The organism is Streptomyces sp. 184 (assembly GCF_045781775.1).
In the GTDB taxonomy this organism is placed as follows: Bacteria; Actinomycetota; Actinomycetes; order Streptomycetales; family Streptomycetaceae; genus Streptomyces.
In genome coordinates this window covers 3,963,951-3,990,522 of sequence record NZ_CP123230.1, presented here as the reverse complement: position 1 = coordinate 3,990,522, position 26,572 = coordinate 3,963,951, and the positions used below count along the sequence as shown (strand labels likewise).

Annotated in this window: 20 protein-coding genes; 8 read left to right on the top strand and 12 right to left on the bottom strand. The window is 74.6% G+C overall.

The features are described from left to right. Window positions 1-59 precede the first annotated feature (59 nt). The 9 genes from QBL21_RS16630 to QBL21_RS16590 form a co-directional block, all read right to left on the bottom strand. A complete protein-coding gene (locus QBL21_RS16630; protein ID WP_407562979.1) occupies window positions 60-974 on the bottom strand; it encodes a ribokinase in 915 nt (304 codons plus the stop codon). Beyond that, window positions 971-2,473 (bottom strand): ADP-ribosylglycohydrolase family protein, encoded by a 1,503-nt coding sequence (locus QBL21_RS16625; protein WP_407562978.1) that lies wholly within the window; start codon window positions 2,471-2,473, stop codon window positions 971-973. The genes QBL21_RS16630 and QBL21_RS16625 overlap by 4 nt, the downstream gene beginning before the upstream one ends. Continuing rightward, window positions 2,470-3,657: an ADP-ribosylglycohydrolase family protein gene (locus QBL21_RS16620; RefSeq protein ID WP_407562977.1), complete on the bottom strand. Its 1,188-nt coding sequence runs from the start codon at window positions 3,655-3,657 to the stop codon at window positions 2,470-2,472. The genes QBL21_RS16625 and QBL21_RS16620 overlap by 4 nt, the downstream gene beginning before the upstream one ends. Next, window positions 3,654-5,084: an ADP-ribosylglycohydrolase family protein gene (locus QBL21_RS16615; RefSeq protein WP_407562976.1), complete on the bottom strand. Its 1,431-nt coding sequence runs from the start codon at window positions 5,082-5,084 to the stop codon at window positions 3,654-3,656. Before QBL21_RS16615 ends, QBL21_RS16620 begins: the two co-directional genes overlap by 4 nt. Beyond that, a complete protein-coding gene (locus QBL21_RS16610) occupies window positions 5,081-6,190 on the bottom strand; it encodes an ADP-ribosylglycohydrolase family protein (protein ID WP_407562975.1) in 1,110 nt (369 codons plus the stop codon). The genes QBL21_RS16615 and QBL21_RS16610 overlap by 4 nt, the downstream gene beginning before the upstream one ends. A 94-nt stretch (window positions 6,191-6,284) precedes the next feature. Then, complete coding sequence (locus QBL21_RS16605; RefSeq protein ID WP_407562974.1) at window positions 6,285-7,628, bottom strand: ABC transporter substrate-binding protein; 1,344 nt, start codon at window positions 7,626-7,628, stop codon at window positions 6,285-6,287. Further along, window positions 7,625-8,479: a carbohydrate ABC transporter permease gene (locus tag QBL21_RS16600; RefSeq protein ID WP_407562973.1), complete on the bottom strand. Its 855-nt coding sequence runs from the start codon at window positions 8,477-8,479 to the stop codon at window positions 7,625-7,627. The genes QBL21_RS16605 and QBL21_RS16600 overlap by 4 nt, the downstream gene beginning before the upstream one ends. Further along, the gene (locus QBL21_RS16595; protein ID WP_407562972.1) at window positions 8,479-9,432 is read right to left on the bottom strand and encodes a carbohydrate ABC transporter permease; all 954 of its coding nucleotides are present in this window, start codon (window positions 9,430-9,432) and stop codon (window positions 8,479-8,481) included. The genes QBL21_RS16600 and QBL21_RS16595 overlap by 1 nt, the downstream gene beginning before the upstream one ends. Continuing rightward, window positions 9,429-10,493 carry a LacI family DNA-binding transcriptional regulator gene (locus tag QBL21_RS16590; protein WP_407562971.1) on the bottom strand — a complete coding sequence of 355 codons (1,065 nt, stop codon included), beginning with the start codon at window positions 10,491-10,493 and terminating at the stop codon, window positions 9,429-9,431. Before QBL21_RS16590 ends, QBL21_RS16595 begins: the two co-directional genes overlap by 4 nt. Before the next feature lie 364 nt (window positions 10,494-10,857). On the opposite strand from QBL21_RS16590, the gene QBL21_RS16585 reads away from it, so the two are divergent. The 3 genes from QBL21_RS16585 to QBL21_RS16575 all read left to right on the top strand — a co-directional run bounded on the left by QBL21_RS16585 (window position 10,858) and on the right by QBL21_RS16575 (window position 14,415). Then, window positions 10,858-12,423 carry an aminotransferase class V-fold PLP-dependent enzyme gene (locus QBL21_RS16585; RefSeq protein WP_407562970.1) on the top strand — a complete coding sequence of 522 codons (1,566 nt, stop codon included), beginning with the start codon at window positions 10,858-10,860 and terminating at the stop codon, window positions 12,421-12,423. A gap of 94 nt (window positions 12,424-12,517) precedes the next feature. Next, complete coding sequence (locus tag QBL21_RS16580; protein ID WP_407562969.1) at window positions 12,518-13,024, top strand: RidA family protein; 507 nt, start codon at window positions 12,518-12,520, stop codon at window positions 13,022-13,024. Between the two features lie 59 nt (window positions 13,025-13,083). Then, window positions 13,084-14,415, top strand: a complete 1,332-nt coding sequence (locus tag QBL21_RS16575) for an amidohydrolase/deacetylase family metallohydrolase (RefSeq protein ID WP_407562968.1) — start codon at window positions 13,084-13,086, stop codon at window positions 14,413-14,415. 372 nt (window positions 14,416-14,787) lie between these two features. Here QBL21_RS16575 and QBL21_RS16570 read toward each other — a convergent pair whose 3' ends face one another. Further along, on the bottom strand, window positions 14,788-16,137 hold the full coding sequence (locus QBL21_RS16570; protein ID WP_407562967.1) for a carbohydrate-binding protein: 1,350 nt from the start codon (window positions 16,135-16,137) through the stop codon (window positions 14,788-14,790). 161 nt (window positions 16,138-16,298) lie between these two features. Further along, the gene (locus tag QBL21_RS16565; protein WP_407562966.1) at window positions 16,299-17,273 is read right to left on the bottom strand and encodes a LysR substrate-binding domain-containing protein; all 975 of its coding nucleotides are present in this window, start codon (window positions 17,271-17,273) and stop codon (window positions 16,299-16,301) included. 96 nt (window positions 17,274-17,369) lie between these two features. On the opposite strand from QBL21_RS16565, the gene QBL21_RS16560 reads away from it, so the two are divergent. The 4 genes from QBL21_RS16560 (at window position 17,370) to QBL21_RS16545 (ending at window position 22,099) form a co-directional block, all read left to right on the top strand. Continuing rightward, window positions 17,370-18,284: an AraC family transcriptional regulator gene (locus QBL21_RS16560; protein WP_407566451.1), complete on the top strand. Its 915-nt coding sequence runs from the start codon at window positions 17,370-17,372 to the stop codon at window positions 18,282-18,284. 90 nt (window positions 18,285-18,374) lie between these two features. After that, on the top strand, window positions 18,375-19,214 hold the full coding sequence (locus tag QBL21_RS16555) for a carbohydrate-binding protein (RefSeq protein WP_407562965.1): 840 nt from the start codon (window positions 18,375-18,377) through the stop codon (window positions 19,212-19,214). 259 nt (window positions 19,215-19,473) lie between these two features. After that, on the top strand, window positions 19,474-21,537 hold the full coding sequence (locus tag QBL21_RS16550) for a discoidin domain-containing protein (protein WP_407562964.1): 2,064 nt from the start codon (window positions 19,474-19,476) through the stop codon (window positions 21,535-21,537). Window positions 21,538-21,559: 22 nt separating this feature from the next. Next, the gene (locus tag QBL21_RS16545; protein ID WP_407562963.1) at window positions 21,560-22,099 is read left to right on the top strand and encodes an NUDIX hydrolase family protein; all 540 of its coding nucleotides are present in this window, start codon (window positions 21,560-21,562) and stop codon (window positions 22,097-22,099) included. A gap of 21 nt (window positions 22,100-22,120) precedes the next feature. Here the strand turns inward: QBL21_RS16545 and QBL21_RS16540 are convergent, their stop codons facing one another. Further along, the gene (locus tag QBL21_RS16540; RefSeq protein WP_407562962.1) at window positions 22,121-24,880 is read right to left on the bottom strand and encodes an ATP-binding protein; all 2,760 of its coding nucleotides are present in this window, start codon (window positions 24,878-24,880) and stop codon (window positions 22,121-22,123) included. Between the two features lie 185 nt (window positions 24,881-25,065). Here QBL21_RS16540 and QBL21_RS16535 point away from each other — a divergent pair, with 185 nt between their 5' ends. Further along, a complete protein-coding gene (locus QBL21_RS16535) occupies window positions 25,066-26,544 on the top strand; it encodes an MFS transporter (protein ID WP_407562961.1) in 1,479 nt (492 codons plus the stop codon). Window positions 26,545-26,572: the final 28 nt, after the last annotated feature.

The window sequence follows — 26,572 nt, the reverse complement described above, 5'->3', positions numbered from 1 at the left end:
GGGGGCCGCGCCCGGGTCGTACGCGCGTGGCCCCGCGGGGGTCTGCTGCGGTACGCCGGTCACGGCCCCTCGGCCGCGAACCGGTCGATCTCCGCGCGCTCCGGCATGGAGGACGACGCGCCCGGCCGCTGCACCGCGAGCGCGGCGGCGGCAGCGGCCCACGCCATCGCCGCCGGCATCGGCCGGCCCTCGGCGTACGCCACGCACAGCGCGCCGACGTAGGTGTCGCCCGCGGCCGTCGTGTCGACGGCCCGGACCTCGCGGGCCGGCACGGTGGCCGGCTCCCGGTCGCGCGCGGCGTACAGGCTCCCCTCGCCGCCGAGGGTGATGACGACCTCGGGAACCCGCTCCAGCAGCGCCGCCGCGGCTCCGTGCGGGTCGGACTTGCCGGTGAGCGCGGCGGCCTCGTGCTCGTTGGGGACGAGCAGGTCGGTGGCGGCGAGCAGCCGGTCGGGCAGCGGGCGGGCCGGGGCGGGGGTGAGCACGGTGCGTACGCCGTGGCCGCGGGCGGACTCGGCGGCGGCCACGACGCCGTCCATGGGCAGCTCCAGTTGCAGCAGGAGCGTGCCGGCGGCGGCGATGCGCTCGTCGTCGCCGGGGGCGAGGCCGGTGACGGTGCCGTTGGCGCCGGGGACGACGACGATGGAGTTGCCGCCGTCGTCGTCGACGACGATGTGCGCGGTGCCGCTGGCGCCCGCCGCGGTGCGCAGCCCCGCGGTGTCCACGCCGGCGCCGTCGAGCGCGGCGCGCAGTTCGCCGCCGAAGGCGTCGGCGCCGACCGCACCGATCATCGTCACCGCCCCGCCCGCGCGGGCGGCGGCGACGGCCTGGTTGGCGCCCTTGCCGCCGGGCACGGTGCGGAACTCGCGGCCGGAGACGGTCTCGCCGCGCAGCGGGGCGGTGGCGGCGTACGCCACGAGGTCCATGTTGACGCTGCCGAACACGGCGATCGTCGCTTGGGGGGTGGTCGTCATGGGGTGGTCCTCCGGGGTTCGTGCGGTGGTACGCGGCCGGCACCGGCGTCTGCGAGGGTGCCGGCCGGAGCGGGTACGGAGAGCGCGTGCGCGGCGGTGCGGGCGGCGAGTTCGTCGAAGCCGATGCCGTCCATGCCGCCGACGCTGGTCGCCAGCCGGTTGCGCAGCGGCGCCGTCCACCGCTCCGGCAGCGCCTGCGGCGCCCCGGCCAGCAGCCCGGTGACGGACCCTGCGGTGGCGCCGTTGGAGTCGGTGTCCCAGCCGCCGGAGACCACGCGGCAGACGGCTCCGGTGAAGTCGCCGCCCGCGTGGGTGAGCGCGGCGGCCAGCAGCGCGGCGTTGGGGACGACGTGCACCCAGTGCCGCCCGTCGTGGGCGGCGTGCAGGTCGTCCACCACGGCCGCGAAGCCCTCCGGCGTGCCGGAGGGTTCGCTGCGGGCCAGCTCGATGCCGTGCCGCACCGCGCGGGCCAGCCGGGAGCGCGGCGGCACGACGGCCAGCCCGGCGCGCAGCGCGTCGTCCACGTCGGCGGCGCCGCCCGCCGCGGCGGCGATGACGGCGGCGGCGAACATGGCGCCGTAGACGCCGTTCGCGGTGTGGGTGAGCACGGCGTCGCGGTGCGCGGCGGCGGCGGCGCCGGCCGGGTCGCCGGGGTGGGTCCAGCCGTGGACGTCGGCGCGGATCTGGGCGCCGATCCACTCCCGGAACGGGTTGCGGTAGGAGCCGGTGTGCGGGGGCTCCACGCCGTCGAGCAGGTTGCGGTACGCGACCCGCTCGGCGGTGAACGTACGGCCCGCGGGCAGTTCGTCGAGCCAGAGCCGGCCGACGTCGGCGGTGGTGAAGGCGTGGCCGTGGCGGTCGAGGAGGAGCAGGCCGAGGAGCGGGTAGTTGAGGTCGTCGTCCTCGGGCGCGCCGTCGAGGGTCTCGGCCAGGGAGGTGGCGACGCTGCGCCGGTTCCAGGGGTGCGCGGCGGCGATCGCGGGGTCGAGTCCGGCGGCGGTGAACCAGGTGTGCACAGGCCAGTTGCCGGTGGCGCGGGCGATGGCGCGGATGCCCTCCAGGGTCACCTTCTCGACGGGCTTGCCCAGCACGCACCCGGCGGCGCGGCCGAGCCACGCGGCGTGCAGCCGGGTGCGCAGGCCGTCGGCGGACCGGTCCGCCGCGTCCGCGGGTACCGGCGCGGTGGGCCAGCGCGGGCAGGAGGCCCTGATCTCGTCCAGGTCCGTCGGCTCGATCGCCGACAGCGGGGTCTCCAGCGTGGCCAGTTCGTCCAGCAGCTCCAGGGCCAGCGCGCGCAGCCGCGGCTTAGGCGGGCCGGGCGAGGCGCCGGCGCGGTCCGGCGCCGGGTGGCCGCCGGCGGCGAGCCAGCGGCGGCGCAGCGGCCCGGCGGCGCGGCCGTCCTCGGCCGCCTGGCGCAGCTCGTGGCCGACGAGGTCCTCGGGCTGCACCCAGGTGAGCCGCAGCGGCGCCCCGTACGCGGCGGCCGGGGCCGCCGTCACGACGCCTCCGCCAGCGCGCCGAACGCGGCCTCGTGGGCGCGGCGGCGCGCCACGTCCCGTACGAACACCTCGCGGGCGACCTCCGTGAGCGTGGCGGCGGGGGCGAGCAGGTCCAGCCGGCTGGCCCGCGCGACCTCCGCGGCCCACTCCCCCGGCACCGCAGCGGCGCCGCCCAGGGCGCCGACGACGGCGCCGCTCATGGTGGCGATCGAGTCGCAGTCGCGGCCGTAGTTGACGGCGCCGAGGACCGTGTGCCGGTAGTCGCCGCGGCCGACGAGCAGCATGCCCAGCGCCACCGGCAGCTCCTCTATGGCGTGCAGCCGCGAGGGCCGCCGGGCGCCGAGCGAGGGGTTGCGGTAGTCGGGTCCGACCGTGTCGTACGGCTCGACCGCCGCGCGCAGCGGCGCCAGCGCCTTCTCGAAGTCGTCGCAGCCGGCCGCCGCCTCGCAGACGGCCTCGATGGCGGTGCGGGTGCCGTCCTTGGCCACCGCGAGCGCCGCCTCGACCACCGACTCCGGCGTGGCGCCCGGCGCGAAGGCCGCCGCGACGCAGGCGGCGAAGACGCCGGCGGCCTCGCGCCCGTACGACGACTGGTGCGCGCCGGCGACGTCCAGCGCCTCGGCGTAGGCCGCCGCGGGGTTGCCGGCGTTGACGGCGCCGACGGGCGCCATGTACATCGCGGCGCCGCAGTTGACGATGTTGCCGACGCCGGCCTCGCGCGGGTCGACGTGGCCGTAGTGCAGCCGCGCGACGATCCACTTCTCGGCGAGGAAGATCCGCTGGAGCGGCAGCGCCTCGGCCTCCAGCTCGGGGATCCAGCGCGGCGTGCCCATGAGGTCGGGCACGAGGTGGGCGGCGACGGCGTAGGCGTCGAGGTGGTCGCGGACCTTGTCGTAGACCCGGATCAGGGCGTGGGTCATGAGGGTGTCGTCGGTGACGTGCCCGTCGCCCTTGTGGTACGGGGCGATGGGCCGGGCGGTGCGCCAGTCGCCGCGGTGGAACGGCTCGACGATGCCGCGCACCCGGCCGCCGTAGCGCTCGGCGATGGCCTCGGGCGTCCAGCCCTCGACGGGACCGCCGAGGGCGTCGCCGACGGCGGCGCCGACGAGGCAGCCGGCGGTGCGGTCGGCGAGGCCGGGGCCTGCGGTGGCGGAGGGTGCGGCGGAAGCGGTCGTGGGGGTCATGAGGCGAGGGGTCCTTCCGCGGGAGTGCTGAACTGCTTGTCGGCCAGTTGCCGGGCGAGGTCGACGAGGTCGGCGCCGGCGAGCTGGGGCAGGGCGCAGCCGGAGAGGATCCGGCAGGCGTCGCGCCAGGTGGCGGGGAGTCCGGCGGCGCCGCCGAGCGCCCCGGTGAGCGCGCCGGCCAGGGCGGGCGCGGAGTCGGCGACGCGCGACAGGCACGCGGCGGCGGGGACGGCCTCGGAGATCGCGCCGGCCGCGGCGGTGGCGACGGCCAGCGCCACGGGCACGGTCTCGGCGGCGGCGATGCCGTAGCTGTAGACGTGGTCGACGATCTCGTGCTCCAGCACGGGCACGAGCGCGAAGGCGTTGCCGGGCAGTCCGGGGCGGGTGGCGACCGCGGTGCGGCCGAGCTGGACGGCGCGTTCGGCGTTGCGCAGGATCTCGGTGCCCTGCGGGAGCTGGGCGAGCGCGGCGTCCACGCAGGCGTCGACGGGCCGGCCGCCGAGCGCCGCGGCGATCGCGGCGGCGACGGCGCGGGCGCCGTGCACGCCGTCGCCGTCCTGGGTGTAGCGGGCGTCGAACTCGGCGAGGTCGGCGGCCCGTTCGGGGTCGCCCGGGTGGACGGCGGCGAGCACGGCGGCCCGTACGCACGCGGCGTCGTCGAAGTAGTGCGGGTTGTCGTGGCCGGTGGCGGGCGGGCGCAGGCCGGCGGCGAGGTTGCCGAGCCCGGCCCGTACGGAGATACGGGCGCGAAGCGGGATCTGCGCCGACTCGATCTCGTCCGCGCGCTCGGCGGCGACGGCGACCTCGTCGGCCAGCGCGCTCCAGGCGAGGGTGAGCGCGGAGCGCACCCGCCGGTCGGAGGTGAGGTCGGTGTACTGCCCGCTGCCGGCGGAGAGCACGGCGTACGCGGTGAACGCGGCCCACTCCGCGTCGTCGGAGGGGCCCAGCCGCAGCGGCTCCGGCGGCTGGTTGAGTGCGATGGGCACCGGGAGGGTGGTGGTGGCGTTCTGCTCGGCGAAGGTGTCCAGCTCGCGGGTGAGCCGGCGGGTCCACTCGGGCATCCGTGCGGCGCGGTGCCGGCCGGCGGGCCAGCCCGCGGCGTCGCCGGCGGCGATGCCGAGCAGCAGCCCCTCCACGCGCCGCAGGTCCCCGGCCGCTTCGGGGAAGCCCGCGGCGCCCACCCGCCCGGTGCCCGGCGGTGCGGCCGGCACGGCGGGGGGCACGGCGGGGGGCACGGCGGGCAGCGCGGCGCGCGGCGCGGCGACGACGGGGCGCTCCGGTGCGGCGTCCCGGGCGGGGCTCGCGGAGGCGTCCGCGCCCGCGTCCGTACGGTCCGCGCCGCCGGCGCCGCCGTCGGGGGCACTCGGCGCGTCGCGCGCCGCCGCGGGTTCGGGGGCGCGGCGGGAGGGGGGCAGCGGTGCGCTCATGAGGCGGCCTCCTCGTCTGCGGGGGCGAGCCGGTCGGCGATGTCGAGCACGTGGTGGCCGGCCATGGACGGCAGGCACGTGCCGCGTACGGGCTGGATGGCCGCGGCCCAGTCGGCGGGGATCGCGGACTCGCCGCGCAGCGCGCCCGCCAGCGCGCCGGCGACGGCGGCGGTGGTGTCGGCGTCGCGGCCCATGTTGACGGCGGTGAGTACGGAGTCCTTGAAGTCGCCGCGGGCGGCGGTGAAGGCGCCGAGCGCGAGCCCGACGGCCTCGGGCGCCAGGTCGGACCACGGATAGCCGCCGATGACGACCGAGGAGCGGACCGCGCGTTCGACGCTCAGCGGCGTGGCGCCCGGGGCGCGGCGTGCGCGGCGGCCGGCGGAAACAGCGCGCTGGAGGGAGCGCGAGGTCCAGGAGTCCTCGGGGATGACGGACAGGGCGGCCTGCACCACGACGTCCGGGGAGTCGCCGGCCATGGCGGCGGCCACCCCGGCGGCGACGGCCTGGCCGCCGTAGATGCCCTCGCCCTCGTGGCTGACGGTGCCGTCGACGGCGACGAGCCGGGCGGCCTCCGCCGGGCGGCCGGCGGCGAAGACGCCGAACGGGGCGGCGCGCATGGCGAGTCCGTCGCTCCAGGCGTGCCGGTGCTGCGCGGTGATCGGCGCGGCGAGGCCGCGGCGCAGGTTCTCCAGGGTGCCGCGCTCGCTGAACCCGGCGCCGCGGAAGGGGCCTTCGTCGAGGTCGGCGATCCGCTCGTGCCAGGCGGACTCCACGTGCGCCAGGCTGAGCCGGGCGCCGTGCTCGGCGAGCAGCAGCCCGGAGAAGATGGCGTACTCGGTGTCGTCGGTGCCCGCCGGGGCGGCGGACACGAAGTCCTCGATGCGGCCCCAGCGCTCGCGGATCTGCGAGGGCTTCATGTTCTCGACGGGCGCGCCGAGGGCGTCGCCGACGGCGAGGCCGAGCATGGCGCCCCGGGCCCGGTCGCGGGCGGTCGGGGCGGTCTGCCCGGCGCCGCGCCCGCCGGAGCGCAGCCGGACGGGGGCGGGTCGGGAGGGTACGGCGGGTACGGCGGACGAGGGGTGCCGGGGGCCGGCTGCTGCGCTCATCGTGCGGTGCTCATGGTGCTGTCCGTGCTCTTTCCTCGTGCGCCTGCGGGTGTTCTCCGGGTGCCTGCTGTCGCGTTCCGGCCGGCCGCCGCCGTCACCTCTGGTACCGGTCGAGTACGAGGTTGCCGTCCTCGACCAGCGACTCGCGCAGCTCGTCCAGGCCGGTGTCGCCGTTGAAGTACCGCTGGAACGCCGGGGTGGCGATCTTGTCCGACCACTCGCGGTAGCCCCGTACTCCGAGCACCGGCGCGGGCCGCAGCGAACGGGCCACCTCCACGCCCGTGCGCCATCCGTACTTCTCGGTGTTCAGCGCCGGATCCTTGAGCGCCTCCTCGCCGGTGGGCAGCATCCAGTCGCCCGCGGCCAGCTCGGCCATGTGCTCCGGGCGGGTCATGAAGGCGATGAAGTCGGCCGCCGCCTGCCGGTGGTCGCTGTCCTCGGCGACCGAGAGCGTCTGCGGGCTGACGCCCTGGGCGAGCCCGCCGGCGGGGCCGTCGCCCGCGGGCATCGGCAGCACCGACCAGCCGAAGTCGTCGGGCGCCTGCTGGGTGACGAGCTGGCGGTACGAGAAGTTGAGCGGCACCATCGCGTACCGCCCGGCGAAGAAGCCGGGCAGCGTGTCGGAGCCGGACATGCCCAGGCTGCTGCGCGGGGCGGTGTGGTCCTCGTTGACCTGGCGGTCGATGGTCTCGGCGACGGCGGAGTCCTCGGGTCCGTAGCCGACGCGGTTCTTCGGGCCGTCGTCGGTCCGCTCCCGGGAGAACAGGCCGCCGCCGGTGGACAGCGAGAGGTTCACGGACTGGCTGACGGGCTCCTTCATGCCCCAGGCGACGCCGTACCGGTCGGTCTCGCCGTCGCCGTCCGTGTCGGCGGTCAGCTCCTTGGCCGCGTCCTCGAACTCCTGCCAGCTCCACGGGTCGGCCGCGGTCGGCACCCGTACCCCCGACTCCTCGAGCAGGGCGGTGTTGGCGAACATCATCCGCGGCTCCTGGAGGAAGGGGACGCCGTAGATGCCGCCGTTCATGGTGGTGGTCCGCCACGACTGCTCGGGGATGTCGGCGCGCAGCGACGCGGGCAGCAGGTCGGTGAGGTCGGCGAGGTAGCCGCCGTAGGCGAAGTCGGTGAGGTCGTCGGCGGCGTCGTGGATGATGTCGGGCGCCTCGCCGCCCTCGAAGGAGGTCAGCAACTGGTCGTGCACGGTGTCCCAGATGCCCTGCACGTAGCGGACCTGAACCTCGGGGTGCTCCTTGTTCCACTCCTCGACGAGCCGCTTGTTGGCCGCGACGGACTCCTCCTGCCAGGCGAGGCTGAGGTAGTCGAGGGTGACCGTGCCGTCGTCGGAGCCGCCGTCGCCGCTGCATCCGGCGAGCAGGGCCAGGCTCAGGGCTGCGGCGCCGGCCGCGGTGGCGGCGTGGCGCAGACGCGCGGCGGGCCTCATCCCTTCACCGCCCCGGCGAGCATCCCGCTGACCAGCCGGCGCTGGAGCAGCGCGAAGAACAGCAGGCTGGGGATGGTGGCGAGGGTCGCGGCGGCGGCGAGCGGGCCGAGGTCCACGACACCCTCGGCCCCTAGGAACTGGGTGAGGATGACCGACATCGTCTGATTCTCCGGGGACTTGAGCAGCACGAGGGCGAAGAAGAACTCGTTCCAGGCGGTGACGAAGGAGAACATCAGCGTCGCCACCAGGCCGGGGGTGAGCAGCGGGAGCACCACGCTGACCAGGGTGCGCAGCCGGCCCGCGCCGTCCACGGCGGCGGCCTCCTCCAGGGAGACGGGCACCGCCTTGACGTAGCCCTGGAGCATCCAGAGCGAGAAGGGCAGGTTCCACACGACGTAGACGAGGATCAGCCCGGGCAGCGAGTCGATCATCCGCGCTTCCTTGAGCAGCATGAACAGCGGGATGATGATGAGCACGAACGGGAACATCTGGCTGACCAGGATCCAGCCGGTGGCCGCCGTGGTGACCTTCGAGCGCTTGCGGACCATCGCGTACGCGGCGGGCACGGCGACGGCGACGGCGATGAGCGCGGCGCTGCCGGCGACGAGGAGGCTGTTGGCGGCGGAGCGCAGCAGCGGCTGGGCGTCGAAGGCGGCGCGGAAGTTCTCCAGGGTGGGATCCCGGGGGATCCAGGTGGGGTCGATCTTCCCCAGCTCCTGCGGCGACTTGAAGGCCGTGGAGATCAGCCACACCAGCGGGAAGGCGAGGAAGACCAGGTAGGCCAGGAGGGCCAGGTACTGCCCGGTGCGGCCGGCGGTGCGCTTGGCGCGCAGGCCCGTGAGGCTGCTCATCAGCTTGCCTCCTCCTTCAGTCGCTTGCGCAGGAACAGGGTGAGGAAGACCGCGATGACGGCGATCATCGCCAGCCCCATGGCCGCGGCGTAGCCGTACTGCCCGTAGGCGAACGCCTCTTCGTACGCGAAGAGCATCGGCAGCCGGGTCTCGCCGCCCGGGCCGCCCTGGGTGAGCACGTAGACCAGGCTGAAGGAGTTGAAGTTCCAGATGAAGTTGAGCGCGGTGATGGCGACGACCACCGGCTTGATCGCGGGCCAGGTGACGGCCGTGAAGCGGCGCCGGACGCCGGCGCCGTCGAGGGCGGCGGCCTCCTTCAGCTCGTACGGGACGTTCTGGAGCCCGGCGAGCAGCACGACCGTGGTCTGCGGCATGCCGGCCCAGACGCCGACCGCGATGACGGCGGGCAGGGCCAGGGACAGGCTGGTGAGCCAGTCCACGTTGTCGTCGATGAGGTGGAGCTGGGTCAGGGTCTCGTTGAGGATGCCGGCGTCCTGGTGGTAGACCAGCCGCCACATGATGCCGACCACCACCTCGGGCATCGCCCAGGGCACGAGCGCGAGGGTGCGCGCGAACCAGCGGAAGCGAAGGTTCTGGTTGAGCAGCAGGGCCAGGCCCAGCGCGAGCACGAACTGGAGGGCGGTGACGCAGACCGCCCATATGAGCCCGATGCGGAACGAGTCCCAGAAGAGGGTGTCGTGCCGCAGGTCGGCGAGGTTCTCCAGGCCGATGAACTCGGTGGGCTCGGTGCGGCCGGCCTGCGCGTCGGTGAACGCCAGCGACGCGCCGTAGAGCAGCGGGCCGACGCTGAGCACGAGTATGGGTATGAGCGCGGGCAGCAGCAGGAACCAGGTGCCGCCGTCGAGGCCGAGGGCGGCCTTGCGGGCGCGCGGGGTGCGCGGTGGCGGGGTGCCGCGGTCGGCGGCCTTCGGTGGTGGGTCGGCAACGCTCATGCGGACTTCGCGCCTTCCTGCTCGTCGGAGCCCGCGGGCGCGGCGCCCGGGGAGGTGGAGCCGCGCACGACGAGCCGCGGCGCGGCGGTCGTGCGGCGGGCGGGGACGGGCTCGCCGTCCTTGGGCCCGAGCCGTTCGAGGAGCATCCGGGCGGCCCGCCGGCCGCGTTCGCCGGCGCCGAGGTCGACGCTGGTCAGCGGCGGCCAGGCGGCGACGGCCAGGTCGCTGTCGTCCATGCCGGCGACGGCGGTGTCCTCGGGTATGCGCCGGCCGCGGGCGTGCAGCGCCTGGGCGGCGCCGAGGGCGAGCTGGTCGTTGGCGCAGAACACGGCGTCCAGGCCGGGGCGGGCCGCCAGCAGCCGGGCGGTGGCGCGGGCGCCGGCGCCGACGCCGAAGTCGGTGGCGGTGACCAGGCCCGCGTCGTAGGGGATGCCGCAGGCGGCGAGCGCGTCGCGGTAGCCGCGGGCGCGGTTGCGGCCGGGGACGGTGTCGACGGGGCCGTTGACGAAGGCGATGCGGCGGCGGCCGGTCTCGACGAGGTGGCGTACGGCCAGTTCGGCGCCGGTGACGGAGTCGGCCTGGACGGCGTCGACGGGCACGCCGTCGGGCAGCGAGCCGATGACGACGACGGGGCCGGGTGCGGCGGTCAGCGCCTCGACGTGCTCGGGGGTGATGCGGATGGGCACGAGGACGAGGCCGTCGCTGGTGCGGTCGGCGAGGCTGCGTACGACGCCGAGTTCCTCGGCGACGTCGGCGTCGGTGGAGTGCAGCAGCAGGCGGTAGCCGGCGGCCTTCGCGACGGCCTGGATCTCGCGGACCATGGCGACGTAGACGGGGTTGCCGATGTCGGGGACGGCGAAGGTGAGCTGGCGGGTGTGGCCGTCCTTCAGGGAGCGGGCCACGGCGTTGGGCACGTAGCCGAGTTCACTGGCGGCGCGGCGGACCCGGTCCTCGGTCTCGGGGCGGGCGCCGAGCCCGTTGAGGACGCGGGAGACGGAGGCGATGGACACCCCGGCGCGTTCGGCGATCGACACGATCGTGGGTGGCCCCCCGGAGGACATCGCGCTCGCCCCTTCGCGTCGTCGCGTACGCGGCCGGCCCCGACAGGGCGTTCCTGTAAAGGTTTACAGCCGCTGGAAACGTTTACGTATGTTGCTCTCGTGTCACCTGGCCGTCAATGGCCGGACACGTGTGATCTGCGTCTCGCCGGGCCGGAACGCGGCAGGCGGGGCCGGGTGCGCCCCGCGGGCGGCGGGCCGGAAGAAGCCCAAGTCGCGGGCTGACTGGGCAGGATCCGGGTTCCGAATAGCCGCATCGGAAAGAGGGCCTTAACGCCGCCTCACGATCTTTCTAACGTCTACGGCACCACAACTTACGAGGTGACAGGGGGCCGGAATGCCTGCTGAGGCACTTTCTCGTCGCACCATGCTCGGAAGAGGCGCGGCGGCCGGGGGAGCACTCGCACTGGGTCCGCTGCTGGCGGGTGAAGCGTTCGCGGCCACGTCCGGGGCGCCGTCCGCCGCGCACCAGGGCAAGGGCCGTCCCAAGGACATCTACGGCCGCATCGGAGTCCGTCCGCTGATCAACGCGCGGGGCACGTACACCGTGCTCAGCGGCTCGCTGATGCTGCCCGAGGTACGCGACGCGATCGATGCGGCGGCGCGGCAGTACGTACAGCTCGACGAGTTGGCCGACGCCGTCGGCCGCCGGCTCGGCGAGCTCACCAAGACGGAGTTCGGGCTGGTCAGCTCCGGGTGTTCGGCGGGGCTGACACACGCCGCGGCGGCGTGTACCGCCGGCGGCAACCCGGACCTGCACGTCAACATCCCGGACCTCACCGGGTTCCAGAAGACCGAGGCGATCATCCCGCGGCACTCGCGGAACGTCTACGAGGCCGCGATCAGCGCGGTGGGCCTCAAGGTCGTCCAGGTCGAGACGAAGGAGGAGCTGGAGGCCGCCATCGGCCCGCAGACCGCGCTGGTCTACATCATGGCCGGGCCGCGCGTGGACGAGAGCGAGCTGGACACCGAGACCATCGCGTCGGTAACCAAGCCCGCCGGCGTCCCGCTGCTGGTCGACGCCGCGGCGGAGATCCTCACCATCCCCAACGTGCACATCCAGCGCGGCGCCGACCTCGTCGGCTACAGCGGCGGCAAGTGCATGCGGGGCCCGCAGTCGGCCGGTCTGATCCTGGGCCGCGAGGACCTCGTACGGGCCGCGTGGGTGCACAGCGCCCCGCACCACGGCTACGCGCGCGGCTTCAAGGTCGGCAAGGAAGACGCCATGGCCATGCTCGCGGCCGTCGAGATGTGGGTCCAGCGCGACCACGACGCCGAGTACGCCGAGTGGACCCACTGGCTCAAGCAGATCTCCCGCCGCGTGTCGTCGGTGCGCGGGGTGACCACCGAGATCCGGCAGCCCGACGGGCTGTCGAACCGGACGCCTTCGCTGCGCATCCTGTGGAGCGCGAAGAAGATGGAGGTCACCGGCACCACCATCATGAACGCGATGTGGGACGGCGAGCCGCGCATCGCGCTCAACGCCGCCTCCGGCTCCGACCCGGACCAGACCGGCGTCTCCATCACGCCGTACATGATGGAGCCCCGCGACTGGCGGACCATCTCCGACGAACTGGTCCGGATGCTGCGCGACCCGCCGCCCGCGCCGGAGTCGCCCAAGCCGCCGACCGTGGACGTCGCCGGCACCTGGTCCGTGGAGATCAAGTACGCCGCGGGCTCGTCGAACGCGCACAAGCTCGAACTGAAGCAGGACGGCGCGAAGGTCACCGGCACGCACACCGGCGAGTTCGTCAGCCGCTCGGCCTCCGGCAGCGTCAGCGGCAAGCAGGTCACGGTGCGCAGCAGCTACGGCGAGGAGCACGGCGACTCGCTGAGCTACACCTTCACCGGCACCGTCGACGGCGACAAGATCAGCGGCGAACTCGACATGGGCGAGTACCTGAAGGGCTCCTGGACCGCGACCCGGTCCTGACGGCAGGCACGCGCGCCGGCCGGCCAGCCCCGGCCGGCGCGTGGCCCCGTACCCCCACGTGTCATGCACCGAACATTCACCAAGGAGTAAACGCATGTCCTCCAACCGCAGGGACTTCATCCGCAAGGCGGCCCCGGTGGCCGCGGTGGCCGCCGTGCCGGTGGTCGCGGGCGGCCAGGCAATGGCCGGCGACAAGGACCAGAGCAAGGGCAAGGGCCACGGGCACGGCCGGCCGCCGCGCAAGGAGGTCCACTACCCCGGTGGCGGCGAGCCGCCGGAGAACCCGCTGTTCAGCCCCATCGTGACCTACGGCAACATGGTCTTCATCTCGGGCATCGGCGCGCACTTCGAGGGCGACATCCGCTCCCACACCGACCACGTGCTCAATGAGATCGAGCGCTACCTGGAGTCGGTCGGCTCGTCCATGAAGAAGGTTCTCAAGGTCAACGTCTACCTCAACACCCTGGACGACTACGACGGGATGAACGAGGTCTTCCTCGGCCGCTGGGGCAAGGAGCCGGGCGTCCGCACCACCATCGCCGCCGCCGCGGGCATCCCCGGCGACTCCCTGGTCGAGATCGACTGCATCGCCGTCATCTGACGATCCGTATCGCACGCGCCACCACCACCTGACAGACAGAGATGGGGAATCGAGCCGGCATGCACGTGAGATCGCGAGTTTCCTGGACGGTACTTCCAGCGGCGCTGACCCTCGTACTGGGCGCCTCCACCGTCGGCGCCACGGCGCCCGCGGACGCCCAGGCCGAGGGGAAGGACGACAAGGGTGCCGCGTACGACCTCGTCATCCGGCGGGGCCACGTCATCGACCCGAAGAACGACATCGACGGCGTCCGCGACGTCGCCGTCAAGGACGGCAAGATCGCCAAGGTGGCGCGGAGCATCGACGCCTCGGGCGCGAAGAAGACCGTCGACGCCCGCGGCAACTACGTCACGCCCGGTCTGGTCGACATGCACGCCCACATGTTCCCGGGTCCGAAGCAGGACTACGCCAACGGCTGGAACGGCGTGGCGCCCGACGGCTTCACGCTGCGCGCCGGCGTGACCACGGCCGTGGACACCGGCTCGTCGGGTGCGAGCAACTTCGACCAGTTCAAGACGGAGGTCATCGACAAGTCGAAGACCCGGGTGCTGGCGTTCTTGAACATCGTCGGCAAGGGCATGGCCGGCCACCCGTACGAGCAGGACCTGGAGGACATGAAGGCCGACGTCGCGGCCAAGGTGGCCAAGGCGAACCCGGAGACCATCGTCGGCATCAAGACGGCGCACTACAACGGTCCCGAGTGGGACCCGGTCGAGCGCTCCGTCCAGGCCGGCGAGGAAGCCGGCATCCCGGCCATGATCGACTTCGGCGCGGACAGCGAGGAACGCCCGCTGTCGCAGTTGCTCACCGAGAAGCTGCGCCCCGGCGACATCTACTCGCACATGTTCTCCGGGCTCCGCGGTGAGCTGGGCGCGGACGGGAAGCTCAACCCGGCCATGAAGAAGGGCCGCGACCGCGGCATCGTGTTCGAGGTCGGCCACGGCGGCGGCAGCTTCTCCTGGGACGTGGCGGTGCCGGGGATGAAGGAGGGCTTCACGCCCGACGTCATCTCCACCGACCTGCACATCTCCAGCATGAACAGCGGGATGAAGGACCTGTCCAACGTCATGTCGAAGTTCCTGACGCTCGGCATGCCGCTGGAGGACGTCATCGAGGCGTCGACCTGGATCCCGGCCCAGACCATCCAGAAGCCCGAGCTGGGCAACCTGTCGGTAGGCGCGCCCGCGGACATCGCGGTCTTCGCCCTGGAGCGCGGCAAGTTCGGCTTCGTGGACAGCTTCGGCTGGCGGATCGACGGCAAGAAGAAGCTGGTCGCCGAGACGACCGTCCGCGCCGGCGAGGTCGTCTGGGACCTCAACGGCAAGGCCGCGGAGAAGTGGTACCCGGGTGCGAACCCGCCGGAGAACGCTTCCGGAGACCACGAGCACTGACGGTAGAGAGCCATCCCTCCCCGCCCCGGAGTGCGTCCCGGCCGGCCCAAGCCGGGACGCCCTCCGGGGCTCCGCTCTGCCCGGCCGGTACGCACCGCGGGTTCAACGTCCGTTCGCCGACCGTGCCCCCGCCGATCGGCGCGGCATCGTAGAGGCTCGCCCGGCGGCGTCCGCGGTCGCATCCCGAAAGCCCGGCCCGGCCGCAACGGCCGGGCCGGGCACGCGGGTTCACTTCGTTGCGGACCGGCCGCGAGACGCGGCACGGCCGGAGGGCACACCCCCAGGGTCCCTCCGGCCGCATGCCGCCGCGGCGTCTTCATCCCCTCCTCGGCCGGTCCGTGCGGTGCCGCGGTGGTGCCGTCCTGCCCGAGGTCAGACGGCCTGCCACAGCGCCGGCACGTTCGGCGGCTCCCAGCCCGGCAGGGCCTGGTGGCCCTGGAGGCACCGGTAGCTGGTGCCGCCGTACGTGACGGTGTCACCGGCCTGGTAGACGGTGCCCGTCGACCAGGTGCCGCCGGGCGGGTCGGTGGGCGGGTCGGTCGGCCCGCCGTCGGTGGTGGTCAGGGTCAGCCCGTAGACCTGGAGGGCGGCGTTGACGGGCTGGAAGTAGGTGGTGCCGCCGCTACTGCAGTTGCCGGAGCCGCCGGAGGTCACGCCCTGGGCCTGGGTGCCGGAGATGAACGAGCCGCCGGAGTCGCCGGGTTCCGCGCACACGTTGGTCCTGGTCACCGGGCTGATAGTGCCCTGCGGGTAGGTGACGCTGGAGTTGCGCTGCTGGATCGTGCCGCAGTGCCAGCCCGTGGTGGAGCCGGAGCGGCACACCGCGGCGCGTTCGACGGCTTCGGTGGAGCCCTGCACCTGCTTGGTGCCGGTGCCGTAGCCGTTGACCGTCGGGGTGGGGGTCCACTGGCTGTTGACGCCCACCCAGGCGTAGTCGCGGCCCGGGAAGGTCGAGCCCTGGAAGCTGCCCTGGGCCTGCCGGTTGACGCCGGTGGTGGTGGCGCCCGTACGGCCGCAGTGGCCCGCGGTGACGAAGCCGTTCTGGCCGCCGCCGCGGGTCACGGAGAAGCCGACGGAACAGCGGCTGCCGGAGCCGATGTAGTAGGCGTCGCCGCCGACGATGTCCGCGTAGGTACGGGGCTTCTCGTCGGAGCGCTGGACCTTCAGCAGGCTCGCGTCGACCCCGGCCGCGGCGGCGAAGCGCTCGGCGGCGGCGGGCCTGGAGGTGTGCAGGACCACGCGGTTGGCGGTGGTGTCCACGTACCAGACGGGCACGTGGGCGGGCGAGGAGTGTTCGGCGACCCGGTCCAGGTCCGCCTTGGCCGCGTCGAGCCGGGCGAGGCTGTGGTCGACGACCTTCGCCCGGGCACCCTCGTCGGTGATCTTCCGCGCCTCGGTGGCGTCGGTCGTCGCCACCACGACGTCGGCGGACGTCTTGCCCGACACCCACGCTCCCCCGTAACTGCGGCCCAGCGACAGCCGCAGCGTGCCGGCGACGGCGCCGGCCTCACTCTCGTTGGCCAGCCTCGTCCTCGCCTGTGCCGCGGTGAGGTCGAGGTCTCTCTGCATCGCCTTGAGGAGGCCCGGGGAGTACTGCCCCGAGGCCGAGTCGGGCGTGTCCGGGGAGTCGGACCCGAAGGCCGCTCCCTGGAGCCCGGCCAGGACGAGCGCGCCGATGGCGACGGTGGCGCCGGCCGCGCCCATGACCCGTTTGTGGAGCATGGAAGTCTCCTTGGTTTCGTGATTACGGCGAAACCGTAGCCATGGGCACGTCAGGTCGGCAGATATCAGTCCACCCTCGCCATCGCGTTATGGAACGCCCGCCGCCGGCGCGCCCCGCGGGGGCCGGCGGCCTCCGCGGACACGCCGGCGGGCGGGCGCCGTCAGACGGCGACCGGGGTCGGCGCGGTGCCGAAGTCCGGGTGTGCCCGGAGCCATTCGCGGTAGCTGCGGCTGCGCCGCGCCGCCTCGGCGTGTGCGGCGCGGGCGTAGCCGGTGACCGCGGCGGCGGTGCCGGCGGCGGGCGACTGGGGGTGCCAGCCGATGAGGTGCCGCCAGCTCAGGGGGTGTCCGACCAGCGGCCGGGTGGCCAGCCCCGGGGTCGGCGGGAAGGTGGCCCGGCACAGCCCCACCGCCCGCCCCACCTGGGCCAGGTGGACGCAGGAGGCGCTGTCGGTCTCGTACACCGAGGCGGGCGTGAACCCGGCGCGGATACAGGCCGCGGCGAAGCAGTCGCCGAAGCAGCCGTCGCCCGGCACGTCGGTCCAGCTCTCCTGCGCCAGGTCGCGCAGTTCGATCTGGCGGCGCTCGGCGAGGGGGTGTTCCGCGGCGAGCATGACGAAGACGGGGTCGGTGCCGACGGTCTGCCAGACGAGCCGGTCGGTCAGCGGTGGCCGGCTGTCGCCGCAGACGCCGATCAGCGCGAAGTCCAGCCGCCCTTCGGTGACCATGCCGGCCAGCTCGCGCACCGACCAGCGGGTGTACGTCGTCACGGGGGTCGCCGGGTGCGCGGTGGCGACGCGGTCGATGAGCCCGCCGAGCAGCGGGCCGTGGGTGCCGCCGAGCCGGAAGCGCGGCATGCCGCCCCATGCGCGCGCGAACCGCACGGCGTCCTGCTGTAGTTCGAGCACGCCGGGCAGCAGCACCCGGGCGCGGTCGAGGACGAGTTCGCCGAGCGCCGTCGGGCGCACGCCGTACCTGCCCCGGTCGAAGAGCGGGCCGCCGAGTGCGCGCTCGATGCGTTTCAACTGTGCGCTGAGCGCGGGCTGGGCGAGCCCGAGCGCGGTGGCGGCCCGGGTGAGGCTGCCCTCCTCGGCAATGGCCCGAATGGTCTTCAGGTGCCGCAACTCCAGGTCCATGCGGTCAGCTTGCGGTCCTGCGGCGGCCCCGGCAACCTTTTGGTCCGGACCAATGTCGAGGAGGGTGAACACGAGGTGTCCGCTGACCCCGTCCCCATGCACCGCCTGGAGGTCCCCGCGCCGGAGGTCCTCCCCTTCGCCCTCGGGTCGTTCGACTCGATCGGCCCGCTGTCCCGCGCCGGGTTCCCGCACCGGCACACGTTCCACGAGATCGTCTATGTCCGCGCCGGCCGCGGCCACCACGTGGTCGACCAGCGCCGCTGGCCGATCGACCCGCCGCACCTGGGCATCGTCACCCCGGGGCAGGTGCACCACTGGGAGTCGGCGTCCGGCCTCGACGGCTGGGTGATGATCTTCACCGAGGACTTCCTGCTGCCCACCCCCGAGGACCGCGACCGGCTGCGCGAGCTGTCCCGGGTCTCCTGGCTGAGCCCCGACCGCCGGTCGGCCGGGATCATCGCGGCGCTCTTCGCGGAGATGGCGCGGGAGTACGCGGGCCGGGCCCCCGGCTTCATCAGCGTGCTCCAGTCGTATCTGCACGTCCTGCTCATCCGCGCGGACCGGCTCTCCCGTACGGCCCGTACAGAGCCGGCGGCCGGAGAGGGCGCCGCGGGGCCCGCGGCGGGCCGGGCGGCGGAGATCGCCCGGCGCTTCGACCGGCTGCTGGCCGAACCCGGGCCCGTGGTGGCCGAGTTGTCCGTACGCGGCTGCGCGGCGAGCGTGGGCGTGTCCGTGGGGTACCTCAACGAGGCGGTCAAGCGGGTCACCGGGCTCACCCCGGGCCATCTGATCAGGCAGGCGCAGGCCCGCGAGGCCAAGCGGCTGCTGGCCGCGACCGATCTGAGCGTACGCCAGGTGGCCCGGCTGGCCGGGTTCACCGACCCGGCGTACTTCAGCCGGTTCTTCCGCCGGGAGACCGGCAGCAGCCCCGGCGACTACCGCCGCGGCACCCGTGCGGATCACCACGATCGCCGGATTCTGTCCATCGACTGCCCCGGTGCGTCCGAATAGCGTCACTGGCGCCCCGCTGAACGGCGTCACCGCGCCGGTCCGGACGCGGGGTTCACGACCCCACTCCCCCGACCGAGGAGCCGTGAAGCCGTGACAGACCAGGACAAGTCCGCACCGGAGGAATCCGGCGGACCGCAGGAGAAGTCCGGGATCCGCCGCAAGGACCTGCTCAAAGCGGCGCTCGTCGCCGCCCCGCTGCCGCTGCTCGTCGGCGGCGCCGGGCCGGTACTCGCCCGCGACCAGGCGGAGGCCGGCCGCGAGCTGACCCCGACGCCGGAGGCGTGCGACCCCGGAGACCCGCCGACGCGGCAGCAGACCGAGGGCCCGTACTTCAAGCCCAACTCCCCGCGGCGCACCTCGCTGGTGGAGCCGGGCACGCCGGGTACCCGGCTGACCGTGAGCGGGTACGTCTTCGGGCTCACCTGCCAGCCGATCCCGAACGCGCTGCTGGACTTCTGGCAGGCGGACGTCAACGGCGCGTACGACAACTCCGGCTACCGCTTCCGCGGTCACCAGTACAGCGACGCGCAGGGCAGGTTCAGCCTCCAGACGATCGTGCCGGGCCTGTACCCGGGCCGTACCCGCCACATCCACGTCAAGGTGCAGGCGCCGAACAACCCGATCCTGACGACGCAGCTCTACTTCCCCAACGAGCCGCGCAACAACACCGACACGATCTTCCACCCGTCGCTGCTCATGACGGTGCGGGACGTGGGCTCGGGCAAGGAGGGCACGTTCGACTTCGTGCTCAACGTCCGGCAGAACCCGGACCCGCCGGACCCGCCCGGGGGCACCTGGGCCGCCGGCACCTCGTACCGGGCCGGTGACACCGTCACGTACGGCAACGTCACCTACCGCTGCCTCCAGGCGCACACGGCCTCCCCGGGCTGGGAGCCGCCGAACGTGCCCGCGCTCTGGCAGACCGCCTGAGAGCCGCGGCCCGGCCGCGATCCGGTCCGGCCGCGCACAGACCCGCGCCGCCGCGGCGCCCGGGGCCCACCTCCCCGGCCCGCGGCGGCGCGGCTCCACCCGCTCCCCCGCTCTCCCCCGCTCTGCCGTGGCCGGTTCCGTACGCGGCCGGAAAGCGCTCCCCCGGCCTCTTGACGGGGTGCCCATCCGCCGCGATTCTCTGGTTACTCAGTCGTAGAAAAGTTCCTCACCTTTTCGCGCCACCGGAGGCGGGACCCCCATGACCCGACAGCCGTACCTGCGCAAGGCCGGCCTGATCACCCTCGTCACGGTCCTCTTCGCCGCCCTGACGGCGCTCGGCACCGGGCCGGGCACCGCCGCCGCGGCGAACGACTGGTGGGACCCCGTCGCGCGGCCCGCCCCGGACTCCGGGGTGAACGTCACCGGCGAGCCGTTCCGCGGCACCGACCCCGACGGCAAGGTGCGCGGCTTCGTCGACGCGCACAACCACGTGATGTCCAACGAGGGCTTCGGCGGCCGGATCATCTGCGGCAAGCCGTTCGACCCGCAGGGCGTCACCGAGGCGCTCAAGGACTGCCCCGAGCACTACCCCGACGGCGCGCTCGCCCTCTTCGAGAACGTCACCGGCGGCGCCGACGGCCACCACGACCCGGTCGGCTGGCCGACGTTCGAGCACTGGCCGGCCCACGACTCGCTGAGCCACCAGCAGAACTACTACGCCTGGCTGGAGCGCGCCTGGCGCGGCGGGCAGCGGGTCATGGTGCAGGACCTGGTCACCAACGGCCTGCTCTGCTCCGTCTATCCGGCCAAGGACCGCGGCTGCGACGAGATGGACTCGATCCGGCTCCAGGCCGAGAAGACCTACGAGATGCAGGACTACGTCGACGGCATGTACGGCGGCCCCGGCCGCGGCTGGTTCCGTATCGTCACCGACGCCGAGCAGGCCCGCGCGGTGGTCGCCGAGGGCAAGCTCGCCGTGGTGCTGGGCGTGGAGACCTCCGAGCCGTTCGGCTGCAAGCAGGTGCTCGGCGTCGCGCAGTGCGACAGGGGCGACATCGACCGCGGCCTGGACGAGCTGCACGGCATGGGCGTGCGCAGCATGTTCCTGTGCCACAAGTTCGACAACGCACTGTGCGGCGTGCGCTTCGACTCCGGCACGATCGGCGCGGCGGTCAACATCGGGCAGTTCCTGTCCACCGGCACGTTCTGGACCACCGAGAAGTGCACCGGCCGCCAGCAGGACAACCCCATCGGCCTGGCGGACCCGCCCGCCGAGGCGGCCGAACTGCTGCCCCCGGGGGTGTCCGTCCCGTCGTACGACCAGGAGGCCCGGTGCAACACCCGCGGGCTGAGCGGGCTCGGCGAGTACGCGGTGCGCGGGATGATGGAACGCAACATGATGCTGGAGCTGGACCACATGAGCGTCAAGGCCGCCGGCCGGGCACTGGACGTCCTGGAGTCGGAGTCGTACCCGGGCGTCCTGTCCAGCCACAGCTGGATGGACCTGGACTGGACCGAGCGGCTCTACCGCCTCGGCGGCTTCTCCGCCCAGTACATGAACCCGGCCGAGGACTTCGTGGAGCAGGGCCGGCACGGCGCGGAGCTGCGCGACAAGTACGGCGCCGGATACGGCTACGGCACCGACATGAACGGCGTCGGCGGCTGGCCCGCGCCCCGCGGCAACGACGCCCCGGACAAGGTCGCGTACCCCTTCACGAGCGCCGACGGCGGCTCGGTCCTCGACCGGCAGATCACCGGCGAGCGCACCTGGGACTTCAACACCGACGGCGGCGCGCACGCGGGCCTCGTACCCGACTGGATCGAGCAGATGCGGCTGCACGGCGGCGGTGACGTGGTCGAGGACCTGATGGCCGGCGCCGAGTCGTACCTGACGACCTGGGGCGCCACCGAGGCGCACGCCAAACCCGCGAACCTCGCCGCCGGCGCCGCCGCGACGGCCAGCTCCACCGAGTTCAGCCTGCTGACGAGCTACGCCCCCGGCCGCGCCGTGGACGAGGACCGTGGCACCCGCTGGGCCAGCCACTGGAGCGACGACCAGTGGCTGCGGCTCGACCTCGGCGAGAACCGCCGGATCGGCCGGGTCACCCTGGACTGGGAGCGCGCCTACGCGAAGGCGTACCGCGTCGAGGTCTCCGCCGACGGGAACGCCTGGCGCACGGTGTGGGCGACGGAGAACGGCGACGGCGGGCTCGACACCGCGGTGTTCGACGCCACCGATGCGCGCTATGTCCGGATCGCCGGAGTCCAACGCGGTACGGGCCACGGCTATTCGCTCTACGAGGTCGGCGTCCACGGCGGGTGAGGGTTCGGCGTAAGATCGGCCAATGGCTGACTTGACCGAAACCACACCCGGCTGGCTGGCTCCCGAGGAGCTGGAGTCGGCGCGCGCACGGATGCCGGTCCTCTACGTCGACGCGGTGCCCGTCCGCGTCGACGACCGGGGCGAGGTCACACATGTCGGTCTGCTGCTGCGGATCGGCGCGGACGGGGCGGTGAGCCGGGCTCTGGTCACCGGCCGGGTGCTGCACCACGAGCGGGTCAGGGACGCGCTGCTGCGGCATCTGGAGAAGGACCTCGGGCCGGTGGCGCTGCCGCGGGTGCCGTCGTCGCCGCAGCCGTTCACGATCGCCGAGTACTTCCCGACGCAGGGCATCACGCCGTACCACGACCCGCGGCAGCACGCGGTGTCGCTGGCGTACGTCGTGCCGGTGGCGGGCGACTGCCGGCCGCGGCAGGACGCGCTGGACTTCGTCTGGTTCACACCGCAGGAGGCGGCGTCGCCCGTGGTGCAGCAGGAGATGCCCGGCGGCCAGGGCCACCTGCTCAAGCAGGCGCTCGCGCACGTGGGGTACGTCTCCCCCTGAGCGCCGCGGGCCGCCGACCGCTCAGCCGTCCGCCGGCTCCTCGAACTCCAGCCGGGCCAGCTCGACCCGGGACTTCACGCCCAGCTTGGGGTACGCCTTGTACAGGTGGTGCTCGACGGTCCGCGGGCTCAGGAAGAGCCGCGCGCCGATCTGCCGGCTGCTCAGCCCCTGCGCCGCCAGCCGCGCCACCTGGAGCTCCTGCGGCGTGAGCCGGTCGGCAGGCAGCGCGCGGGCGGCGGGCCGGGCGGCGCGTACGGCGGTGCCGGTGGCGCGCAGCTCCGCACGGGCGCGTTCGGCCCACGGGCCGGCGTCCAGCCGCTCGAAGGACTCCAGCGCGGCGCGCAGCGGGGCGCGGGCCTCGCTGCGGCGGCGCTCGCGGCGCAGCCACTCGCCGTAGAGCAGTTCGGTGCGGGCGCGTTCGAAGGGCCGGCCGCCGTCCTCGTGCAGCCGCAGGGCCCGCCGGTACGCCTCCTCGCCGCCGCCCAGCAGCGCGGCGCAGCGGGCGGCGACCGCCAGCGCCCAGGGCCGGCCGCCGGCCTCGGCCCAGCGCCGGAACCGGTCGAGCGGCGCGTGCGCGCGCTCCGGGCGGCCCAGCCGTACGGCGGCCTCGACGAGGTCGCCGGTGGCGGCCATGAGCACCGTCGCGTGCCGGCCGGGGCCGCGCCAGGCCGCCTCCAGCCGGTCGAGCGCGGCGGCGTGCCGGCCGCGGCTCACGTCGAGCATGCTCAGCGCGCAGTCGGCGGCGACCCGGCCGGTGTCGGACGCCCGGGCGGCCAGTTCGGCGCAGCGGGCCTCGTCGCCCTCGGCCGCGGCCAGCCATGCGCGCACCACGTCCAGCTCCCCGGTCCTGCGGCTCAGCCCGGTGTCGCGGGCGATCGCCGCCGCCTCGGCCACCGAGGCCGCCGCGGCGCGGTGCTGCCCGGCGGGCCGCTGCGCCATGGCCTGCGCCTGGAGCACCTTGGGCAGCCGGCCGATCAGCCCCTGCGCGCGGCAGCGCTCGGCCTCGTCGGCGGCCAGGTCCAGGGCGGCCTCGTCGTCGCCGAGGATGATGGCGCCGTAGAGGGCCTGCATGCGCTCGTCGCCGTCGACCTGCCCTGCGGCGCCCCCGCCGTCGTACGCGGTGTCGTACTCGGTGCCGTCGGCCGTGTCGTACGCCGTGTCGTACGCGGCCTGCCGCGAGGCCCTCCGGACCCGCGCGACGTACCCCGCGAGCAGCGGCACCCCGCGCGCGTAGTCCTCGTCGAGCAGGCAGGCCATGGCCTCCACCGCCTCGTCGGGGCGGCCCAGTTGCCGCAGCCGGCGTGCGGCGACGCCGACCGGCTCCGGGCTGCCGGCGAACCACCCGAAGCCGGCCGCGGTACGCAGCATCGCCGCCGCGTCGTCGGCCGCCGCCCCGGCCGCGCCCCGTACCAGCAGGGCCGCGGCCCGTCCGGGCGCGCCCCGCTCGAACTCCACCACCGACCGCACCCGCGCGAGTTCGGCGCGCAGGGCGCCGTCCCCGGCGACGGGCTCCGCCTGCTCCGCCAGCTCCGCGGCCCACTCCAGCCGTCCGGCAGCCGCCGCCGCGCTCACCGCCGCGACCAGCCGCGGCGCCCGGTCGCGGCGCTCCGGGGCGAGCTGCGCCGCGCGCAGGAACAGCCCGGCCGCGGCGGCGTACGCGGTACGGCGCCGGGCCCGTTCGGCCGCCGCGGCGATCTCGGCGGCGGCGCCCGCGTCCGGGGCCGTGGTGGCGGCCGAGAGGTGGTGCGCACGGCAGTCGGGGTCGCCGGTGGCGTCGGCCAGCGCGCGGTGGGCGGCGGTCCGGGCGGCGAGCGGCGCGCCCCGGTAGGCGGCGGTGGCGATCAGCGGGTGGCGGAAGCCGACCGTTGCACCGGTGGTGTGCAGCAGCCCGGAGCGGTCGAGTTCGTCGAGGCCGGTCCCGAGGGCCTGCGCGGCTTGCAGCAGCAGCGGCAGATCGCCGCGACCTTCGGCGGCGGCGAGTACGGCCATCAGCCGGGCCCGTTCCGGCAGGCCGTCGATCCGGGCCCGGAACGCGGCGAGCACCCGGTCGGCGACCGGCAGCGGCTCCCGCCCGCCGGGCGGGCCGCCGGGCCCGGCGCCCGGCCCGGCGGCCTGGGCCGCGGCGGCGAACTCCAGCACGGCCAGCGGGTTCCCCGCCGACTCGGCGACGATCCGCTCACGCACCTCCGGGTCGAACCCGCGGTCCGCGAGCAGGTCGGCGGCGTCCCGGGCGCCGAGCCGCGGCAGCCGCAGCTCGGCCAGCCCGTGGTCGGCGAGCGCTTCGTCGCGTACGGCGAACACCATCGCGACGCCCTCGGCGGCCAGCCGCCTGGCGGCGAAGAGCAGCGCCTCCGCGGACGAGCGGTCGATCCACTGGGCGTCGTCGACGAGGCAGAGCAGCGGGCCGCGCCCGGCCAGGTCGGCCAGCAGCGTGAGGACGGCGAGCCCGGTCAGGAACCGGTCGGGGCCGCGCTCCTGGCCGGCGTCCAGCACCGCGCGCAGCGCGGCGCGCTGCGGTTCCGGCAGGGCGCCGACGCGGTCCCGCACCGGCCACAGCAGTTGCACCAGCCCCGCGAAGGCCAGCTCGGCCTCCCGCTCGGAGCCGGTCACGCGCAGCACCGGCAGACCGAGCCCGGACGCCTCCCGCGCGGTCCAGCCGAGCAGCGCGGACTTGCCGATCCCGGCCTCCCCGCGCAGCACGAGCGCACCGCTGCGGCCGCCCCCGGCACCCGCGAGCAGGTCCTTCAGCTCCGCCTGCGCGGCGGATCTTCCCAGCAGCACGCCGTGTCCTCCCCGGTCCGTAAGCCCACAACGCGCACGTCCCGCGGAGTCATTCCGAAGTCTTGCGGATGCGGATACGTAGACCCCCCGGCCTAGCGTCACGGACACCGCACCGGCGACCGCGCAGCCCGCCGCGCGGCGGGGATGTGCGGCTGCGCCGGACCACACCGCGACGGAGCACACCGATGTCGTACGCACCCTCCCCCGCCCGCCTCCGGCGACCGGCCCTGAGCCTGGCCCTGCTGGCGCTCGGGCACCTCGTCATCAGCCTCGACCTCACCATCGTCTTCGTGGCGCTGCCGCACATCGCGGCCGACGTCGGCTTCACCGCGCACACCCAGCAGTGGGTGGTCAGCGTCTACGCGGTCCTCTACGGCGGCTTCCTGCTGCTCGGCGGCCGGCTCTCCGACCTCCTCGGGCGGCGCCGGATGTTCGTCACGGGCATGGCGCTGTACGGCGTGGCGTCCGTTCTCGGCGGCCTGGCCACCGCCCCGGGCATGCTGCTCGCCGCCCGCGGGCTCCAGGGGCTGGGCGGCGCGGTGCTGTTCCCCGCGGTGCTGGCGCTGGTCAACACCGCGTTCGCCGAGGGCAGGGAACGTACCCGCGCGCTGACGATCTGGGCGATGGCGGGCGCCGGCGGGCTCACCGTCGGCTCGCTGGCCGGCGGGGTGCTGACCCAGGCGTTCGGCTGGGAGGCCGTCTTCTTCGTCAACGTCCCGATGGCCGCGCTGGGCGCGGCGGCGGCGTTCGCCCTGCTGCCCGCCGACGGCCCCGCCACACGCGGCGGCATCGACGTGCCGGGCACGCTGACCGGCACCGCGGGGGTGACCCTGCTGATCTTCGCCGTCGCGCACGGCTCCGAGGCGGGCTGGACGGCGGGCGAGGTGGTGGCCGCAGCCGTGCTCGCGCCGCTGCTGCTGGCCGCGTTCCTGCGCACCCAGGCGCGCGGGCGCAACCCGCTGATGCCGCTGCGGCTCTTCCGCAACCGGGCGCTGAGCGCGGCGACCGTCGTGATCCTGCTCTTCGGGTTCACCACCCAGGCGGTGCCGTACTTCCTGACGATCCACTTCCAGAGCGTGCTGGGCTTCAGCGCGCTGGAGACCGGGCTCGCGTTCCTCGGCCCCACCCTGGCCATCACCGCGGGCAACGCCCTGAGCGAGAGGCTGGTCCACCGCTTCGGCAACCGTGCATCGCTGGCCGGCGGCATCGTGCTCAACGCCGCGGGCGCGGCGCTGCTGGCACCCGGCTTCCGGGCGGACGGGTCGTTCCTCAGCGTGCTGGCCGGGATCGTGGTCGTCGGCCTGGGCATGGGCGTCACGTACGAGTGCATGTGGATCGCCGCCGGCACCGGTGTCGCCGAGAAGGAGCAGGGCCTCGCCTCGGGGGTGGCGTCCACCGCGCTCCAGATCGGCACGGCCACCGGCATCGCCGTGCTCGTCGCCGTGGCGAACCGGGGCGTGGACGGGTTGGCCGGGCAGGCGCTGCGGGAGGCGACGGCCGGCGGGATGCGGGACGCGACGTTCGTGCTGGCGGTCGCCCTGCTGCCGGCGGTCCTGGCGGCGCTGGCCCTGCCGCGCGGGCAGGCCGGCGCCGGTGCCGGTGCCGCGCCGGAGCCCCGGGCGGAGCCGGAGCAGGAAGCGCGCCCGGCGGGGCAGTTGTCCTGAGGTACGGGGCGCGCCGGGCGGCGAGGCT

What these genes read in the sequence shown, in the direction of transcription:
- QBL21_RS16630 (WP_407562979.1), bottom strand. Translation starts at nt 974, where the DNA reads ATGACGACCACCCCCCAAGCGACGATCGCCGTGTTCGGCAGCGTCAAC.
- QBL21_RS16620 (WP_407562977.1), bottom strand. Translation starts at nt 3,657, where the DNA reads ATGACCCCCACGACCGCTTCCGCCGCACCCTCCGCCACCGCAGGCCCC.
- QBL21_RS16615 (WP_407562976.1), bottom strand. Translation starts at nt 5,084, where the DNA reads ATGAGCGCACCGCTGCCCCCCTCCCGCCGCGCCCCCGAACCCGCGGCG.
- QBL21_RS16610 (WP_407562975.1), bottom strand. Translation starts at nt 6,190, where the DNA reads ATGAGCGCAGCAGCCGGCCCCCGGCACCCCTCGTCCGCCGTACCCGCC.
- QBL21_RS16605 (WP_407562974.1), bottom strand. Translation starts at nt 7,628, where the DNA reads ATGAGGCCCGCCGCGCGTCTGCGCCACGCCGCCACCGCGGCCGGCGCC.
- QBL21_RS16600 (WP_407562973.1), bottom strand. Translation starts at nt 8,479, where the DNA reads ATGAGCAGCCTCACGGGCCTGCGCGCCAAGCGCACCGCCGGCCGCACC.
- QBL21_RS16595 (WP_407562972.1), bottom strand. Translation starts at nt 9,432, where the DNA reads ATGAGCGTTGCCGACCCACCACCGAAGGCCGCCGACCGCGGCACCCCG.
- QBL21_RS16590 (WP_407562971.1), bottom strand. Translation starts at nt 10,493, where the DNA reads ATGTCCTCCGGGGGGCCACCCACGATCGTGTCGATCGCCGAACGCGCC.
- QBL21_RS16585 (WP_407562970.1), top strand. Translation starts at nt 10,858, where the DNA reads ATGCTCGGAAGAGGCGCGGCGGCCGGGGGAGCACTCGCACTGGGTCCG.
- QBL21_RS16580 (WP_407562969.1), top strand. Translation starts at nt 12,518, where the DNA reads ATGTCCTCCAACCGCAGGGACTTCATCCGCAAGGCGGCCCCGGTGGCC.
- QBL21_RS16575 (WP_407562968.1), top strand. Translation starts at nt 13,084, where the DNA reads ATGCACGTGAGATCGCGAGTTTCCTGGACGGTACTTCCAGCGGCGCTG.
- QBL21_RS16570 (WP_407562967.1), bottom strand. Translation starts at nt 16,137, where the DNA reads ATGCTCCACAAACGGGTCATGGGCGCGGCCGGCGCCACCGTCGCCATC.
- QBL21_RS16565 (WP_407562966.1), bottom strand. Translation starts at nt 17,273, where the DNA reads ATGGACCTGGAGTTGCGGCACCTGAAGACCATTCGGGCCATTGCCGAG.
- QBL21_RS16560 (WP_407566451.1), top strand. Translation starts at nt 17,370, where the DNA reads ATGCACCGCCTGGAGGTCCCCGCGCCGGAGGTCCTCCCCTTCGCCCTC.
- QBL21_RS16550 (WP_407562964.1), top strand. Translation starts at nt 19,474, where the DNA reads ATGACCCGACAGCCGTACCTGCGCAAGGCCGGCCTGATCACCCTCGTC.
- QBL21_RS16545 (WP_407562963.1), top strand. Translation starts at nt 21,560, where the DNA reads ATGGCTGACTTGACCGAAACCACACCCGGCTGGCTGGCTCCCGAGGAG.
- QBL21_RS16535 (WP_407562961.1), top strand. Translation starts at nt 25,066, where the DNA reads ATGTCGTACGCACCCTCCCCCGCCCGCCTCCGGCGACCGGCCCTGAGC.